This window comes from Candidatus Enterococcus huntleyi, assembly GCF_009933175.1.
Classification (GTDB): Bacteria; Bacillota; Bacilli; order Lactobacillales; family Enterococcaceae; genus Enterococcus_K; species Enterococcus_K huntleyi.
Genome location: NZ_MAEJ01000018.1, coordinates 22438 through 38272, shown reverse-complemented (window position 1 = coordinate 38272; position 15835 = coordinate 22438). Strand labels below are relative to the sequence as shown.

Annotated in this window: 16 protein-coding genes; 3 read left to right on the top strand and 13 right to left on the bottom strand. The window is 38.6% G+C overall.

What is annotated here, in order from left to right; all coding sequences use genetic code 11:
- The first annotated feature begins 41 nt into the window (after positions 1 to 41).
- Positions 42 to 962, top strand: a complete 921-nt coding sequence (locus tag BAU15_RS10550) for a mechanosensitive ion channel family protein (RefSeq protein WP_161842707.1) — start codon at positions 42 to 44, stop codon at positions 960 to 962.
- A gap of 121 nt (positions 963 to 1083) precedes the next feature.
- Here BAU15_RS10550 and BAU15_RS10545 read toward each other — a convergent pair whose 3' ends face one another.
- The 6 genes from BAU15_RS10545 to racE all read right to left on the bottom strand — a co-directional run bounded on the left by BAU15_RS10545 (position 1084) and on the right by racE (position 6692).
- Positions 1084 to 2217 (bottom strand): N-acetyldiaminopimelate deacetylase, encoded by a 1134-nt coding sequence (locus BAU15_RS10545; RefSeq protein ID WP_161842706.1) that lies wholly within the window; start codon positions 2215 to 2217, stop codon positions 1084 to 1086.
- A gap of 272 nt (positions 2218 to 2489) precedes the next feature.
- A complete protein-coding gene (gene dapD, locus BAU15_RS10540; protein WP_161842705.1) occupies positions 2490 to 3191 on the bottom strand; it encodes a 2,3,4,5-tetrahydropyridine-2,6-dicarboxylate N-acetyltransferase in 702 nt (233 codons plus the stop codon).
- An 86-nt stretch (positions 3192 to 3277) separates the two neighbouring features.
- Positions 3278 to 3775 (bottom strand): cyclic-di-AMP-binding protein CbpB, encoded by a 498-nt coding sequence (cbpB, locus tag BAU15_RS10535; protein ID WP_161842704.1) that lies wholly within the window; start codon positions 3773 to 3775, stop codon positions 3278 to 3280.
- Positions 3776 to 4021: 246 nt separating this feature from the next.
- Entirely contained in the window at positions 4022 to 4534 is a 513-nt protein-coding gene (locus tag BAU15_RS10530) for a metallophosphoesterase (RefSeq protein WP_161842703.1), read from the bottom strand.
- A 3-nt stretch (positions 4535 to 4537) separates the two neighbouring features.
- Positions 4538 to 5875, bottom strand: a complete 1338-nt coding sequence (gene rph / locus BAU15_RS10525; RefSeq protein WP_161842702.1) for a ribonuclease PH — start codon at positions 5873 to 5875, stop codon at positions 4538 to 4540.
- Positions 5865 to 6692: a glutamate racemase gene (gene racE, locus BAU15_RS10520; protein ID WP_161842701.1), complete on the bottom strand. Its 828-nt coding sequence runs from the start codon at positions 6690 to 6692 to the stop codon at positions 5865 to 5867. Before racE ends, rph begins: the two co-directional genes overlap by 11 nt.
- 174 nt (positions 6693 to 6866) lie before the next feature.
- On the opposite strand from racE, the gene BAU15_RS10515 reads away from it, so the two are divergent.
- Positions 6867 to 7085 (top strand): hypothetical protein, encoded by a 219-nt coding sequence (locus BAU15_RS10515; protein ID WP_161842700.1) that lies wholly within the window; start codon positions 6867 to 6869, stop codon positions 7083 to 7085.
- A 167-nt stretch (positions 7086 to 7252) separates the two neighbouring features.
- On the opposite strand, the gene BAU15_RS10510 is transcribed toward BAU15_RS10515, so the two are convergent.
- The 4 genes from BAU15_RS10510 to BAU15_RS10495 are packed head-to-tail and all read right to left on the bottom strand — an operon-like array spanning position 7253 to position 10158.
- Complete coding sequence (locus tag BAU15_RS10510) at positions 7253 to 7909, bottom strand: amino acid ABC transporter permease (RefSeq protein ID WP_161842699.1); 657 nt, start codon at positions 7907 to 7909, stop codon at positions 7253 to 7255.
- A 15-nt stretch (positions 7910 to 7924) separates the two neighbouring features.
- Positions 7925 to 8572 carry an amino acid ABC transporter permease gene (locus BAU15_RS10505; RefSeq protein ID WP_161842698.1) on the bottom strand — a complete coding sequence of 216 codons (648 nt, stop codon included), beginning with the start codon at positions 8570 to 8572 and terminating at the stop codon, positions 7925 to 7927.
- Positions 8573 to 8584: 12 nt separating this feature from the next.
- On the bottom strand, positions 8585 to 9364 hold the full coding sequence (locus BAU15_RS10500) for a transporter substrate-binding domain-containing protein (protein WP_420022125.1): 780 nt from the start codon (positions 9362 to 9364) through the stop codon (positions 8585 to 8587).
- 56 nt (positions 9365 to 9420) lie between these two features.
- Entirely contained in the window at positions 9421 to 10158 is a 738-nt protein-coding gene (locus tag BAU15_RS10495) for an amino acid ABC transporter ATP-binding protein (RefSeq protein WP_161842696.1), read from the bottom strand.
- A 306-nt stretch (positions 10159 to 10464) separates the two neighbouring features.
- Here BAU15_RS10495 and trpS point away from each other — a divergent pair, with 306 nt between their 5' ends.
- Positions 10465 to 11478 (top strand): tryptophan--tRNA ligase, encoded by a 1014-nt coding sequence (gene trpS, locus BAU15_RS10490; RefSeq protein ID WP_161842695.1) that lies wholly within the window; start codon positions 10465 to 10467, stop codon positions 11476 to 11478.
- Between the two features lie 206 nt (positions 11479 to 11684).
- On the opposite strand, the gene pheT is transcribed toward trpS, so the two are convergent.
- The 3 genes from pheT to BAU15_RS10475 form a co-directional block, all read right to left on the bottom strand.
- On the bottom strand, positions 11685 to 14105 hold the full coding sequence (gene pheT / locus BAU15_RS10485; RefSeq protein WP_161842694.1) for a phenylalanine--tRNA ligase subunit beta: 2421 nt from the start codon (positions 14103 to 14105) through the stop codon (positions 11685 to 11687).
- 5 nt (positions 14106 to 14110) lie between these two features.
- Positions 14111 to 15154 carry a phenylalanine--tRNA ligase subunit alpha gene (gene pheS, locus BAU15_RS10480; RefSeq protein ID WP_161842693.1) on the bottom strand — a complete coding sequence of 348 codons (1044 nt, stop codon included), beginning with the start codon at positions 15152 to 15154 and terminating at the stop codon, positions 14111 to 14113.
- Positions 15155 to 15468: 314 nt separating this feature from the next.
- Entirely contained in the window at positions 15469 to 15813 is a 345-nt protein-coding gene (locus BAU15_RS10475) for a winged helix-turn-helix transcriptional regulator (RefSeq protein ID WP_161842692.1), read from the bottom strand.
- Between the last annotated feature and the right edge of the window lie 22 nt (positions 15814 to 15835).

The window sequence follows — 15835 nt, the reverse complement described above, 5'->3', positions numbered from 1 at the left end:
TAAACTATAGTTAATTACTCTTTGAAAGGTGCGATTTTTTTATGTTTTACACGCTATTAGCTACACAAGCAACTACCGACTCAACCGCTGAAACAATTGTTGAACAGACCACCGAAAAGTTAAATGCTTTTCAGCGTTTTTGGGCAACGATTGATTGGGATCGGGTCGCTTCCATTTTAATCGAAAAAGTCATCTACTTAGTCTTAATCCTCATTTTATTTGGTATATTAAGTCGACTAGGCAAGTACTTTATTAACAAATTATATAGTCGTTATCAGAAGAAAGCTCATCTTAGTGAAAATAGACTAAGTACTATTCATACCCTATTAGATAACGTCTATGCCTATATGCTCGTCTTCTTTTTAATCTACTCAATCCTTTCGATTATTGGCGTTCCGGTTGGTTCACTGCTAGCTGGTGCTGGGATTGCCGGTTTAGCTATTGGGCTAGGTGCACAAGGCTTTATGAATGATATCATTACCGGATTCTTCATTATCATGGAACAACAGATTGACGTAGGTGACTACATTCGTCTGGTTAATTTGAGTATTGAAGGAAAAGTTGTTTCCGTTGGTATTCGAACGATTCAGCTACAATCAATCGATGGCACGCTCCACTTTATCCCGAATCGAAATATTACTACTATCAGTAATCTGTCTCGGGCAAATATGCAAGTCGTTGTGGATGTGCGTATCTTACCTGATGAAGGTTATGAAAAAATCCGTGAGGTTATCGAGTCAGTCAATCAACGGCTCGCAACAGTCTACGCCGAAGAGATTCAGACGGGACCGACTCTTTTTGGGATGGTTGATTTAGGCAATGCAAATTTCGCCGTACGTACTACTATGTACGTGCTAAATGGTCAACAAGCCAGCATTAAAGAAGAATTCCTTACGACTTATGTCAAAGAACTCGCCGAAGCTGGTTTTTCAATTCCGAATACACCGATCGTGACCGTCTAAAACTGGACAAGGCTCAATCTGACCTGTAAATAATAGAGTAGAAAAAAGCCAAGGATGTGATTATACATACATCCTTGGCTTTTTTTGAGATTTATAATTAAATAACAATTATTCGATTTTTTTAATCGTTATCGATTTCTTTAAAGAAATCACTGAGGATAGTTACTCCGTGTACTAAAGCAGCTTCATTCGGGTCAAATTGAGGATGATGCAAGCCATATGGACTATCTACCCCTAACCAAAACATGGTCCCTGGAACCTTGCTTAATAAAAAACCAAAATCTTCGCCAGTCATGGCTGATTGGGCTTCTTTGAATTGCACTAGTGGCTGATTTTCCATGAACTCAATAAATCGTTGAGTCGTTCGTGGATTATTGTTAACTGGTAAATAGCCTTTTTGCTCAAGCGATAACTCGATATCACATTGAAAAGACTTTTCGATTCCCTGAACAATCTCTCTAAGTCTTTTTTGCGTCAACTCATTCACTTCTTGTGTCAATGAACGAATCGTGCCAAATAATTCAGCTTCCCCGGCAATCACATTGTTCGTTTGTCCTGCGTGAAAACTCCCAAAAGTAATTACGCCACCTTGAATAGGATCGACACTGCGACTTATAATCGTTTGTGCCTGTTGAACCAGCTGTGTTGCTGCGACAATCATGTCATTAGCCAAATGAGGAAACGCTGCATGACCGCTGGTTCCTCTAAGTGTAATGCGAACTTCACAGGTTCCAGCAAATAAAGTCCCACTGCGTGTACTAATCGTCCCAACTGGTAATTCAGGTGCTACATGTAGGCCGTAAAATTCATCAGGCAACCAGTCACCGAAAGCCCCATCATTATACATGAGCATGCCCCCTGCATCATTTTCTTCAGCTGGTTGAAATAGAAACAAAAAATTATTTTTAGGTTGGACTGCACTTAAGTTTTCTAAAAGACCTAAGGCAATCGTCATGTGAAAATCGTGTCCACAGGCATGCATAAACCCTTCATGTTTTGATGTAAAAGAACTTTTAACAAGTTCTTTTATCGGCAACCCATCGATATCTGTGCGCCAGCCGATTGTCTTAGTTGGTTGGAACCCTTTGACGTAGACTAGAATACCTGTCTGCCATTTCCGAACCTCGATATACTCTTTTTGTAATAAATCAATTTGCGTCAGTAAAAATTCAGATGTTTTCACTTCATGTAGCCCAATCTCAGGTATCTTATGTAGGGCGCGCCGAATTTCTACTAACCGTGGTTGAATACTCATTATAATTAAGCTCCCTCTTCTCTTATGCATCCAACGAATAATTTCCGTTGCGCATAGTCAAACAATCGATTCCTCTCAATCCTCAAGTTGTTTGAAATAATCAATTGCTGTATTTTTTTCAGCAAAATTGTTCGCAATCCCACCAAATAAATAGATAATTTTAAACAAAAAGTGATAGAAAGCTTCAAATTAAAGGCTTCCTATCACTTTGATAACGCTCATCTAGCTCATCATTAAATAACGAACTAGCTAACTTTTTGAAGGGTTCCTTCTCACAGTTTACGCAATTCATCTAGAATGGTTGTTTTTTCTTTGGTTTGTTCATCAATTTCTTTTATCTTCTTAGCAGGAACACCTGCTACTACCGTATAGGGTGCGACATCTTCAACGACTACTGCACCAGCAGCAACTACGGCGCCTCGTCCAATTCGAACACCTTCTAAAACAACAGCGTTTGCGCCAATCAGTACGTCATCTTCTACCACAACAGGCTCTGCACTTGGTGGTTCAATCACGCCCGCTAAGACAGTTCCCGCACCAATATGACAGTTTTTCCCAGTAATTGCACGTCCACCTAAGATAGCGCCCATATCAATCATTGTGCCTTCGCCAATTACTGCACCAATATTGATAATTGCCCCCATCATGATGACTGCATTATCGCCTATTTCTACTTGATCCCGAATAATCGCGCCAGGCTCAATACGGGCATTGATGTCTTTGGTATCTAATAACGGAATCGCCGAATTACGTGTATCATTTTCTACGACATAATCAACAATCACCGCGCTATTTTCTTCCAAGAAAGGCTTAATAACCGACCAATCTCCAAATAGTGTCCCCGTTTTACAATTCGTGAAGGTCTGAATCGTTTCAGGAAATGTGAGTTCCTTCAGCTTCCCTTTAAGAGTCACTTTGACAGGAGTTTGTTTTTTGGCATTCCCAATATAATTAATAATCTCGTAGGCATCCATTCATCCCAACTCCTTTTTGCTTCAGATTTTTTATAGAATTAAGCGTATCAAAAAAATGAAGCCCTGAACAGTATTATCGCTCAAAACTAGCCAATTTTTTGTTTTTCTAAGTTTGCGCTAGCTTTCGGCAATAACATATTTTTACGTTCCAATTCATGAGCCATATGGTTGACGGCTTTTAAAATCTCTTTTCTTGTAATAATCCCCTTAAAGACACGTTCCTCATTGACGACGGGTAGAAACGCTAAGTCTACTAATAGATGGAGAACTTCTTCTAAATCCCAGTCCTCTGTGACAACCGCCACTGAAGTTTCCATTACATCAGCCACGGCTAAGCCATTTAAGTGGGCCATATTAATCTCTTTCAAATCAATCATTTTTTCCACCACTTCAGTCAAACTAACCAGTCCGACTAAGTGATCCTCTTTGTCTAACACGGGAATTTTACTGTAGCCAACTTTGGATAACACCAATAAGCAGTGATCTAACGGGTGCTCCACCATGACATTGGCAACATTATTTGCCGGTATTAAAAACGTTTCTTGATTTTCTAGTAATAATTCTTTTACTGTGGGTCCAATCATACGATTGCTCGCCTCCATTTAAATTTCAATCAACAAATCTATTTTACCTATAAATAATGAATGTTTTGTAATGAAAATAGGAAAAAAGTATCACCATTTATTCGTGTAGTCACTTCCCATTCGGCTTTTTCAGTACATCAATGAGTCATCACTAGCTTATATCCTATTGATTTACAAAGAAAACATTCACCTTGTTATACCATGCATTTATGAACCGATTGTTAACAAACAGATTAGTTAAGCGATTCATTTTGGAAAAGTAAAATGGAGCTCTTCTACTGGATGATGGGCCCGATTATAATATTGTACATCAAAGGCATTTGGCGTACTATCAATCACTGCGTAAGAAGGGATTTGAATAGGTCCACGAGGTTGCGAGATGCTACCAGGATTCAAATAAAGTGTGTTGTCAACGACTTCACAGCCGATTTGGTGTGTGTGACCAAATAAGCTGATTGTTGCTTGGGCTTCCTTTGCTTCCAGTGCCAGCTGAGTCAAGCCAAAGCGAACATTAGATAGATGACCATGTGTGATATAGACAATATCTTGTTGGGTGCTAATTGTTTGACGCTCTAAAAAGTCACCGCCGTAATCGCAATTGCCGCGAACCACGATAAATGTATCCCACAATTTGTCATTACCTTCAAGCTCCGAATCACCACAATGGAAAAAGTAGTCCATCTGTCCTTTGTAGCGATCCGCCAATTCAACAAGAATTTGACGATCGCCATGATTATCACTTACTACTAAATATTTCATTTTTTACCCCTCCAACCATGTTTGCCATTCTTTTTTCAATTTTTCTAGTGCTTGGCCACGATGACTAAGCTTATTTTTTTCAGCCGAATCAAGTTCAGCTGATGTTTTTTCTAATCCATCAACTATAAATAACGGATCATAGCCAAAGCCATTCTCACCACGAGGGATTCGACCAATCGTGCCTGGCCACTCCGCTTCAACAACCAGACTTTCTTTTTGTGGAGCAGCAAAAACCAATGTACAGTGAAATTGGGCTTGTCTGTCCGTTACATCTGTTAATTCATGGAGAAGTTTTGCGTTATTTGCTGCATCACTAGTCGGTTCTCCGGCAAATCGAGCCGAATAAATACCTGGCATCCCACCTAAAGCATCAACTTTTAAGCCTGAATCATCTGCCAACACAGGTTGTTGGAGAATCTGCGCAATCGTTTCCGCCTTCAGACGAGCATTCTCTTCAAATGTTTTGCCTGTTTCTTCCACATCTGGTAACTCTGGATAGTCCAAAAGTGTTTTGACAGCATAGCCTGAAGTCGCAAAGAGCGCCTCAAATTCTTTAGCTTTCCCAGGATTTCGTGTAGCAATGACGATGGTATTTTCTGTTGGTTCGACCAACAATGACTCTGCATCCAGTAACGCTTCTTTTTGATAAGCAATCAAATCTTCAATTGCTCGTTTGCCATAAGACAACATGCTATTTAATTGATCGCCATCAAAGGTTGCTTCCTCGCCAGTTCCTTGGATTTCGACGAATTGCCCAGATTCAGTCATCACTAGATTCATATCCACGAATGCAGAAGAATCTTCGACATAATCTAAATCAGCTACGCACGATCCATCAGGCAAAATTCCGACACTGATTGCGGCTAAATGTTCTTTAATTGGATCCTCTTCTAATTCTTTCTTTTGTAGAAGATGATTAATCGCTAAACGTAATGCGACAAATCCGCCAGTAATACTAGCCGTTCGGGTGCCACCATCCGCTTGGATTACGTCACAATCGACGATGATGCTGCGTTCACCCAACTTTTCTAAATCAATCACCGCACGCAGCGCACGACCAATTAGTCGTTGGATTTCCATCGTTCGACCAGTAACTTTGCCTTTAGCGCTCTCTCGGCGATTTCTTGTATTCGTCGCACGAGGGAGCATACTGTATTCAGCTGTCACCCAGCCTTTTCCTTCACCGCGCAAGAAAGGTGGTACAGAATCTTCAATCGTTGCTGAACAAATGACTTGTGTATCACCAAATGAAATCAAGACTGAACCTTCTGGATGTTTAAAAACGTTTGTTTGGATAGCTATTTTTCGTAATTCTCGTTCTGTTCTTCGATCATGACGCATGAATGTTTCCTCCTAAGTCTATATGAGTGACTGATAATTCAGTTAAATTCAGCCAGCTATCTGCTATTTTTTCAAACATATTTGCTGAACCTGTTGTGTAAAATTCACATATTTTTTGTTCAGCTGTTTGTGGCGCATTGGCAATGGAAAAGTAGTCTAAAAGCATACTAACCTCTCCAACTGTTTCAGCACCTGAATCAATCAATGTCACACTATGGCCCATCACATTTTGAATTATCGGACGTAGCAACGGGTAATGAGTGCAACCTAAAATCAGTGTGTCTAGCTGTTTATGCTTCAATGGTTGCAAGGTCTCAGCGACAATTTTCTTAGCCACGGAAGAATAATATTCATTACTTTCGACGATTGGAACAAATTTAGGACAGGCCAAACTAGCTAGTGTCGTCTGAGGAGCTTTTTGTTTTAAAGCCGCTTCATAAGACCCACTATTGATTGTGCCAACTGTTCCAATAATCCCAATCTTGTTATTTTTAGTTGTTTTTAATGCCGCTCTCGTCCCAGGTAGAATAACACCTACAACTGGAATTGATAAAGCCGCTTTAATTTCCTCTAGCGCGACCGCTGTAGCCGTATTGCAGGCAATTACCAGCATCTTAATATCCCTTGCCAGTAGATAGCGTGTCATCTCCCATGTATAGTCAATGACTTGTTCCGCTGGACGCGGGCCATAAGGGCAACGCGCCGTGTCGCCGACATAAAGTATATTTTCATTAGGCAGTTGTTTTAACGCTTCTTTTACAACTGTTAAGCCACCTACACCGGAATCTATAAAGCCAATAGGTTGTTTATTATACAAATTTATCCATCCTTTATTAGGAAATGAAAAACAAATAGTTTACAGTCTCCATTGTCCCCTTTTTATTGATATTTTTCAAGTTTTCTTTTCTTTAGAAAAATTTAAGGAAGCGTTTCATTTTATGCTTTTCCATAAGCATGCTATCCTAAGTATAAATGAGAGGAGGAATTTGTTATGCCTGATAAAGACTTTGATAAAAAACTCGCTGACATTGCAAAAGAAACCAAACATGGTAAAAAATTTGAAGAGTTAGATGAGGTTGAAAAAGAATTGAATCTGGATCATCCTGAAAACGATGATGTGCCAGAAGAGGCCAAAGATAAAGAAACGATTAGTGAGTTGATTCCGCCAATTCCACCAAAAAATGGCGGGTCTAATTTCCCACCAAGTTAAAATATCTGCAAGCTTCAAGTAGATAAAATAATGACGGTTCATTCGAAGAATCCTTGCTGTTAGAAATGCCTAACACTAAGTGATCTTCAATGGACCGTCATTTATTTTTTATTTAGATAAGCTACCTGAACCGTTTTTCAGCTAGCTTTGTTCACTCTTTGTTTCTACTAGTAATTGTATTGTCTAGATTCTAGATATTTAGAAAGTAATGACAACAAGTAACAGACAACAAAATAGAAGAAAGTCATCGCAATAAACATAGGAATTACGTAATTTGAGTTTTGCCCATAAATAATTTTTGCATTATGGGTAAGTTCAGGTAAAGAAATAATGACTGCTAAAGAGGTATCCTTAATTAAGGAGATTAGCTGACTAACAATCGCTGGTGTCATTGATTTAAATGCTTGAGGAAAAACAATCGTTGCCATCGTTTGACTATACGATAAGCCTGTTGATAAGCCGGCTTCCATTTGACCCTTCGGTACAGCATTCAATCCTGCACGGAAAATTTCAGATAACATCGCCGACTCAAAAATAGTCAAGGCTGCGACAGCCGACCAAAAAATACTTAAGCGAATACCCACCTGTGGTAAGGCAAAGTAAGCAAAGAAAATGATCAGTAGCAACGGTAAATTTCTGATGACGTCCGTGATTATGCCGACAATTTTTGAAAAATAAGGAACTTTCGTAAAACGAATAATTCCAATTAAGCCACCAATAATAAAACTAAAAATAATAGAAACTAGAGAGACTTCAATGGTAACTAACAGGCCTTCTAGTAAAAAGCGGATATTAATCCACGAAAATGCTTGAGTGAAATCCATAGAGGAATCTCCTTTCTACGAGCGAATTGCCCATCGTTTTTCTAAATAGACCATTAAATAAGATAACGGTAAAGTGATGACTAGATAGAATAATCCCACGATAATATACGTATCAAATGTGTTGAAAGTGGTGCTAGCAATTAAGTCGCCTTGATACATCAAGTCAACACCAGCAACCATAGCCAAGATAGAAGAGTTCTTAACCAAATTAATAAATTGATTGCCTAGTGGCGGCACCACAATTTTGAAGGCTTGAGGCAAAATAATATAACGCATTGTTTCAGAATAGGTAAAGCCAGAAGATAAGCCAGCTTCCGTCTGCCCTTTTGGCACAGTTTGAATACCTGAACGAACCGTTTCAGCTATAAAAGCCGAAGTATAGATGGTTAAGCCAATCGTTCCTGCTTGAAATCCGTCAAAGCTCATCCAATAAAGAGGAACAACGACATAGAAAAACATCACAATAATTAGTAAAGGAATATTTCTGAAAAATTCGACATAGGCTTTAGCTAAGCCACGAATAATTCGATTACTCGATAGCTGGAAAATAGCCATAAGAGTGCCGATAAGTAAGCTGAAAAATAAGGCTAACAGACTTGATAATATCGTTATTTTAAAGCCTTCCAAAAACATCCCAGAATAGGTCTGAAATAATTGAATCACTGTCTCTCCTCCTTACTCAACTTTTCCATCTGTGGTATCAGGGAACCATTTTTTGTAAACTTTGTCATAGGTTCCATTTTTATGCATCTCTGTTAATGCTTGATTAACAGCTTGCGTAAAATCTGTCTGTCCTTTGTCTATTGCAATTCCATAGGGTTCTTTGGTGAAATTTCCACCAACCAATGTATAATCAGGATTTTCTGAGGCCATCCCTAATAAAATAGCATTATCAGTCGTCATGGCATCGCCTTGTCCCGATTGAAGTGCAGTAAAGGCCTCTGCATAATTCTCTAACTCCAGAATTTTTGCATCGGGTGCATGCTCACGGATATTAATAGCTGACGTGGAGCCTTTCACGGCAAGTACGGTTGTTTCGCCATTCAAATCCTCTACACGTGTTATTTTGCTTCCTTTTTTAACAAGCAGTGATTGCCCAGCATCAAAGTATACATCTGAGAAATCCACCTGCTTTTTTCGTTCATCAGTAATGGTCATCGTTGCGATGATGGCATCAATATTCCCATTTTTTAGCAGTGGGATACGGGTTTTAGAAGTCACCTCGACAAAGGTTGCTTTTGCATCCTCACCTAGTATTTCCTTGGTAATTTCTTTTGCTATATCAATATCGAATCCTTCTACTTCGCTTGTAGCTACATTCATCATACCGAAAAGGCGTGTATCATATTTTACGCCCCAGACGATTTCAGGTGATTTCTCTGTTCGTTCCATGATGTCCTCATTCGCTACGCTGGTTACCTTACAAGCTGCAAGTGTAAATAGAAGAAGTCCCATTGCCAAAACTGAAAGAGTTGACTTTAAGAATTTCATAGATACCCTCCTTCTTCGTATTAGTGATTAATAATTTTACTTAGAAATTGTTTTGCCCGTTCTTCTTTTGGATTTTCAAAGAAGCCGTTCACATCTCGACTATCTTCTAGGACTTCCCCTTCGGCCATGAAGATTACTCGATCAGCAACTTCTTTCGCGAAGCCCATTTCGTGGGTCACTACAATCATAGACATGCCATCGCGTGCTAATTTTTTCATAACATTCAGTACGTCGCCAATCATCTCAGGATCCAATGCAGAAGTCGGCTCATCAAAAAGAAGCATCGCAGGATTCATTGCTAAACCACGAGCGATAGCCACACGCTGTTGTTGCCCACCAGAAAGCATTGATGGATAAGAATCTTTTCGATCTAACATATCAACTTTCGCTAAAAACTTCTCAGCATTTTTGATTGCAGTTGCTTCATCCTGTTTCAGAACTTTTATCGGTGCTAACGTGATATTTTCTAACACGGTTTTATTTGGGTATAAATTAAAATGTTGAAAGACCATACCGATGTTTTTGCGCACCTCTGTCAATTTGACATTTTTCCCTCGGATATTCTGGTCATTAATTAATAATTCACCTGATGTAATTGTTTCTAATCCATTGATGCAACGAAGCATGGTGCTTTTCCCTGAACCAGAGGGCCCAATCACAACCACGACTTCACCTTTTTCAAGGGATAAATCGATTGTTTTCAATGCATGAAATTTACCATAATATTTCTCTACATTTTTAAACTCGATCATAGCCATAACGTCACGCTCCTAAACTAAAATTTAGATTAAAAAATTCTCACAATTCATTAACCATTTCACATTATAAACGAAAAAATAGTCAGATGTAAAGTCATAATTACTAAACTCTTGATAAAAAACTCATCTTTTGTCCGAATTTCTGACATCGTGATGTAAGGATGATTAGAATATGATAATAGAATATCAAGAGTTGAAGAGAATTGTTTTAGTCGATTTTAGCAGTTGTTTCTCTTTTAAAAAAAAGGTAAGATGATAGGTGCATGGGTTTTCCCAAATGGAATAGATTAAAGGTGGAATAAATATATGACAGATATCATTTTAACAGGTGACCGTCCAACAGGGCGCTTACACTTAGGACACTATGTGGGTTCATTAAAGAAGCGAGTAGAAATGCAAGCCGATCCAAACAATAAATTGTACGTAATGGTGGCGGATATGCAGGCCTTGACTGATAATGCCAAAAATCCGGAGAAAGTTTCTGATAATTTATTAGAAGTCGTCTTGGATTATTTATCAATCGGACTTGATCCAGAAAAAACTACGATTTTCATTCAATCACAGGTGCCACAACTTGCCGAATTAACGATGTATTTCTTAAATTTAGTCAGTGTTGGTCGTGTCAAAAGAAATCCAACAGTCAAAGCTGAGATTGAACAGAAAAAATTTGGTGAAGGTATTCCTACAGGATTTTTCATCTATCCAGTCTCACAAGCAGCTGATATCACAGCTTTTAAAGCAACACTAGTGCCGGTTGGCGATGATCAAAAACCAATGCTTGAACAAACACAAGAAATCGTCCAAGCCTTCAATAACACGTATGGCGAAGTCTTAGTTGAACCAAAAGTTGTCTTGCCTCCAAAAGGTATGGGCCGCTTACCAGGAATTGATGGCAATGGCAAGATGAGTAAATCCCTAGGAAATGGGATTTATCTAGCGGATTCGGCTGAGGTTGTCCAAAAGAAAGTCATGAGTATGTATACTGACCCTAACCACATCCACGTTGAAGATCCGGGCCAAGTTGAAGGTAATATGGTCTTCACTTATCTTGATGTATTTGGCAAGGATAAAGAAAAAATTGAAGAACTTAAAGCTCATTATCGTCGTGGTGGTTTAGGTGACGTTAAAATTAAACGTTATTTAATCGAAGTCTTAGAAGAAGAACTAGCTCCTATTCGTGCACGTCGAGAAGAATTAAGTAAAAATCCAGAAGCTATCATGGATATCTTAAATAAGGGCTGCAAAGAAGCTGAAAAAGTTGCTGCCCAAACACTCAAAGAAGTCAAAACAGCGATGGGCATCAATTACTTCAAAGACTAATTTGCAAAACAGACGAAAATTAGCCTGTTAGCTGATCTTGTACTAGCTTCTAACAGGTTAGAAAAATCAAATAAACTGGCATGCTAAAAAGCCATACGAAAAGATCCCACTGACTAAATCTAATTTAATCAGTGGGATCTTCTTTTTTATCATCTTTATTTATCTGGTACCATTAGACAATCTGTATGGGTGCGCTCTTCTAATAATTAACGAATAACTGCTCCGTGCTGATCTGTTAATGCAGTTGTTACTTTTGCCATCGCTTTATTTATTTCCTCATCTGTCAATGTCGCTTCAGGATTAGCAAAAGTTAAGCTGTAGGCCATTGATTTATGACCAGCCTCGATCGAATCTCCTTGGTAAACATCAAAAAGTTGAATAGCCGTTAAATATTTTCCTGCTGACTGAGTAATTGTTTCTACTAATGCTTGATTTAGAACTTTTTCAGAAACTAATAATGCAATATCACGACTAACAGCCGGGAATTTTGTAACTGCTTGATAGACAAATTCCGTATTGTCCGCTGTTAATAGCCCATGTAGATTTAATTCTGCCACATAAGTTTCAGGAATATCATAGGCTTTTGCTACAGCCGGATGGACTTGACCGATAAAGCCGATTTTCTCTTCACCAAAGTAGACGTCAGCTGTTCTTCCAGGATGCATTTCTGGCATCGCTGTAGTTGGCTGATAGCTAATCTTATCTGATACAGAAAGCTCATCAAACAAGTTTTCTAAGATTCCTTTAAGCGTATAAAAATCAACTTTCTGATCTTTTTGGCGCCAATCTTTGACTGCGCAAAGACCTGTAATTGCTAAACCTAAATGATTTTCTTCTAACGGTAAATGCTTCTTAGAATCATTATTCTGATAAAATACATTTCCGATTTCGTAGAATGAGATATTCGTATTTTTACGAGCTACATTATAAGCAACATCGTCTAATAAACCACTGATTAAATTCATTCTTAACACCGAACGATCTTCACTCATCGGCCAGTCCAAACGAGTTAACTGACTTTCTTTCATTTGGAATTGACTCGATTTTTCTTCAGTAGTTAATGCATAACTAATTGCTTCACTTGCCCCACTACCCTCAAGAATTGAGCGAACTTTTCTTGTCAACGATTGTTCCTTCGTTAAACTTCCCGCGACGGTTTCGCCACTTGGTAAAGTTGAAGGCAAACGATCATAGCCATAGATACGAGCCACTTCTTCGATAATATCAGCTTCAATTTTGATATCCCAACGACGTGGTGGAATCACGATTGAATAATGCTCTTCATCGACACTGTAGTCAAATTGTAACGCATCAAGTAGCTCATTGACCTCTTCAACAGATAACTGAGTACCTAGATAACGATTAATTCGTTCTAATTCAATCGTTACTTCGACGTTTTCTGCAGTGATTGTTGCTCCTTCAACCGCTCCCGATAAAACAGTCCCGCCTGAAAGTTTGGCAATCAAAGCTGCTGCCGCTTCATTTGCTTGGGCAATCGTCGCTTGGTTTATCCCTTTTTCAAAGCGTGAAGATGATTCGCTTCGAAGATTAAACTGTTTTGATGTCCGACGAATAGAAACTTTATCAAACATCGCAGCTTCCAAAGCAATCGTGGTAGTTTCGTCAGTGATTTCAGAATTTGCGCCACCCATGACCCCAGCTAAGGCAACTGGTTTTGTACCATTTGTAATGACAATATTTTCTTCAGTCAATTCTCTTGTTTCGCCATCTAAAGTGATAAGCTCTTCGCCAGTAGTTGCACGACGAACCAGAATCTCTTGACTGCCTAACTTATCATAGTCAAACGCATGCAGTGGTTGTCCAAATAACAGTAAAATATAATTTGTCACATCCACCACATTATTGATTGGTCGGATGCCTTCATTCATTAAACGATTTTGCAACCATTGCGGACTTGGTTCAATTTTAACATTTTCAATAATTCGAATTTGGTAAGCTGGTGAATCAGCTGTATCTGTAACGGAAACAGCAATTTTGTCACTGGCTTTTTTAGCGTCTTCTATCAATGGTTCATCATTAAATACTGGCTTTTGACGATAGATTGCGCCCACTTCATGTGCAACACCACGGATAGATAAAGCATCCGCACGGTTAGGCGTGATTGATAATTCAATAATCGAATCATCCATTTCTAGATAAGAGAAGACTGGCGAACCATTTACTGCATCCGCTGGTAAATAATAGATACCTTCAGAATATTCTTTTGGGACAACGCTATCTGAAAATCCAAGTTCTTCTAACGAACAAATCATACCATTAGAGACTTGTCCACGCATTTTCCCTTTTTTAATTTTGACATTCCCAGTAATTCTTGAGCCAGGTAAAGCAACAATCACTTTGATTCCTTGCTTCACATTTGGTGCACCACAAACAATTTGAGATAGCTCATCTTCGCCAATATCTACTTGGCAGACAGATAAGTGATCTGAGTCTGGATGAGGGATACATTCCATAACTTCACCGACGACAATTTTCTTTAATCCGTCCTCGGGTACTTCAATCCCTTCAACTTCGATTCCCGTTACTGACATCGTATCAGCCAGCTCTTTAGGCGTTACATTTGATAAATCTAAATATTCATTTAACCATTTGTAAGATACTAACATATTTATTATTCCCCCTTGAATTGACTTAAGAAACGTAAATCATTTTGATAAAAATTACGGATATCATTTACGCCATAACGAAGCATTGCTACACGATCAGGTCCTAATCCAAAGGCAAAACCTGTGTAGACTTCTGGGTCAATTCCTGACATTTCTAAGACATTTGGATGGACCATGCCAGCCCCTAGTATTTCAATCCAACCAGTGTGTTTGCAGACATTACAGCCTTCACCACCACACTTAAAGCAGCTAACATCTACTTCAACAGAAGGTTCGGTAAATGGGAAATAACTTGGACGTAAACGGATATTTCGTTCTTCACCAAACATTTTTTTCATCATCACTTCAAGTGTGCCTTTTAAGTCACCCATTGTAATATTTTTGTCAATGACTAATCCTTCAATTTGATGGAACTGGTGACTATGTGTCGCATCATCTGTATCGCGGCGGAAAACTTTCCCTGGGGAAATCATTCGTAAAGCCCCTTTTGAAAAATCATGTTTTTCCATTGTTCGAGCTTGAACAGGCGATGTATGCGTACGAATCAATATCTCATCAGAAATATAAAAGGTATCTTGCATATCTCGCGCTGGATGATCTTTAGGCAAATTCATTCGTTCGAAATTGTAGTGATCAGATTCAACTTCAAAACCTTCAACCACTTGATAGCCCATTCCAATAAAGATATCTTCGATTTCTTCCATTATTTGAGTTAATACATGGCGTGTACCATGATAAACTTTTGTTCCAGGTAAGGTAACATCAAGTGTTTCTTTAGCCAAAGCATTGTTTAAAGCCACCGCTTCTAAGCTGACTTTTCTATTCTCAATCTCAGCAGTTAGTAAATCTCGTATCTCATTGGCAAATCCACCAACAATTGGTCGTTCTTCCGGCGATAAATCTTTCATTCCTCTAAGAACTTCAGTAATGGGCCCTTTCTTACCTAATGTTTCCACACGAATTTGGTTCAATTGTGCAAGATCATCAGTCGCTGATATTTTTTCTAGCGTTTCTTTTTTTAATGACTCTAATTGTGCTTGTAAAGACATAATTTCTTCTTCCTCCTCTAAAATTTCTTTTGGAAAAAATGAACGAAAAAAAGCCTTCGTATCCAATAAGGAACGAAGGCTCGTGTTACCATCCTAATTCGTAATGACTAGTCATTACGCACTTAATTTATTAACGACTCGCGCCGGTCTATATAGTATAGACAAAACTCCGGAAGTGAACTTCATTTTTCGAGTACTTGATTTGCTCTCAGTCTATGACAAATCTCCCTAATAAGTCTCAGCCAAATTACTCTTTTCCATCGACATTTTTTCTTATCCAATTGATTACAGTGTACAAGATTTTATCAAGTAAATCAACTACATTCTTCTTTAGTTACCCAACGTTCACTCCAACTTTGCAATTGTCTCATTGATTCTTCTAAATCTGCCCCTTTTTCAGTGAGCATATATTCTGAGCGACTAGATTCTTGGCAAGAAATATTTCTGGTGACAATTTTTTCTTTTTCTAACTCTTTCAAACGTTCCACTAATACGCGGTCGCTAACCATGGGGATTTTATTGGCTAAATCAACAAACCGTTGCGGCCCATTTTCCAATAGCACATCAATGATTAACCCATTCCATTTTTTTCCTAAAATAGAAAAAGTCTTTTCGAATTTTGGACAGAGTTTAAACTCACTATAATTTACTTGTTCCATTCTCCCTCACCTCGTACAAATA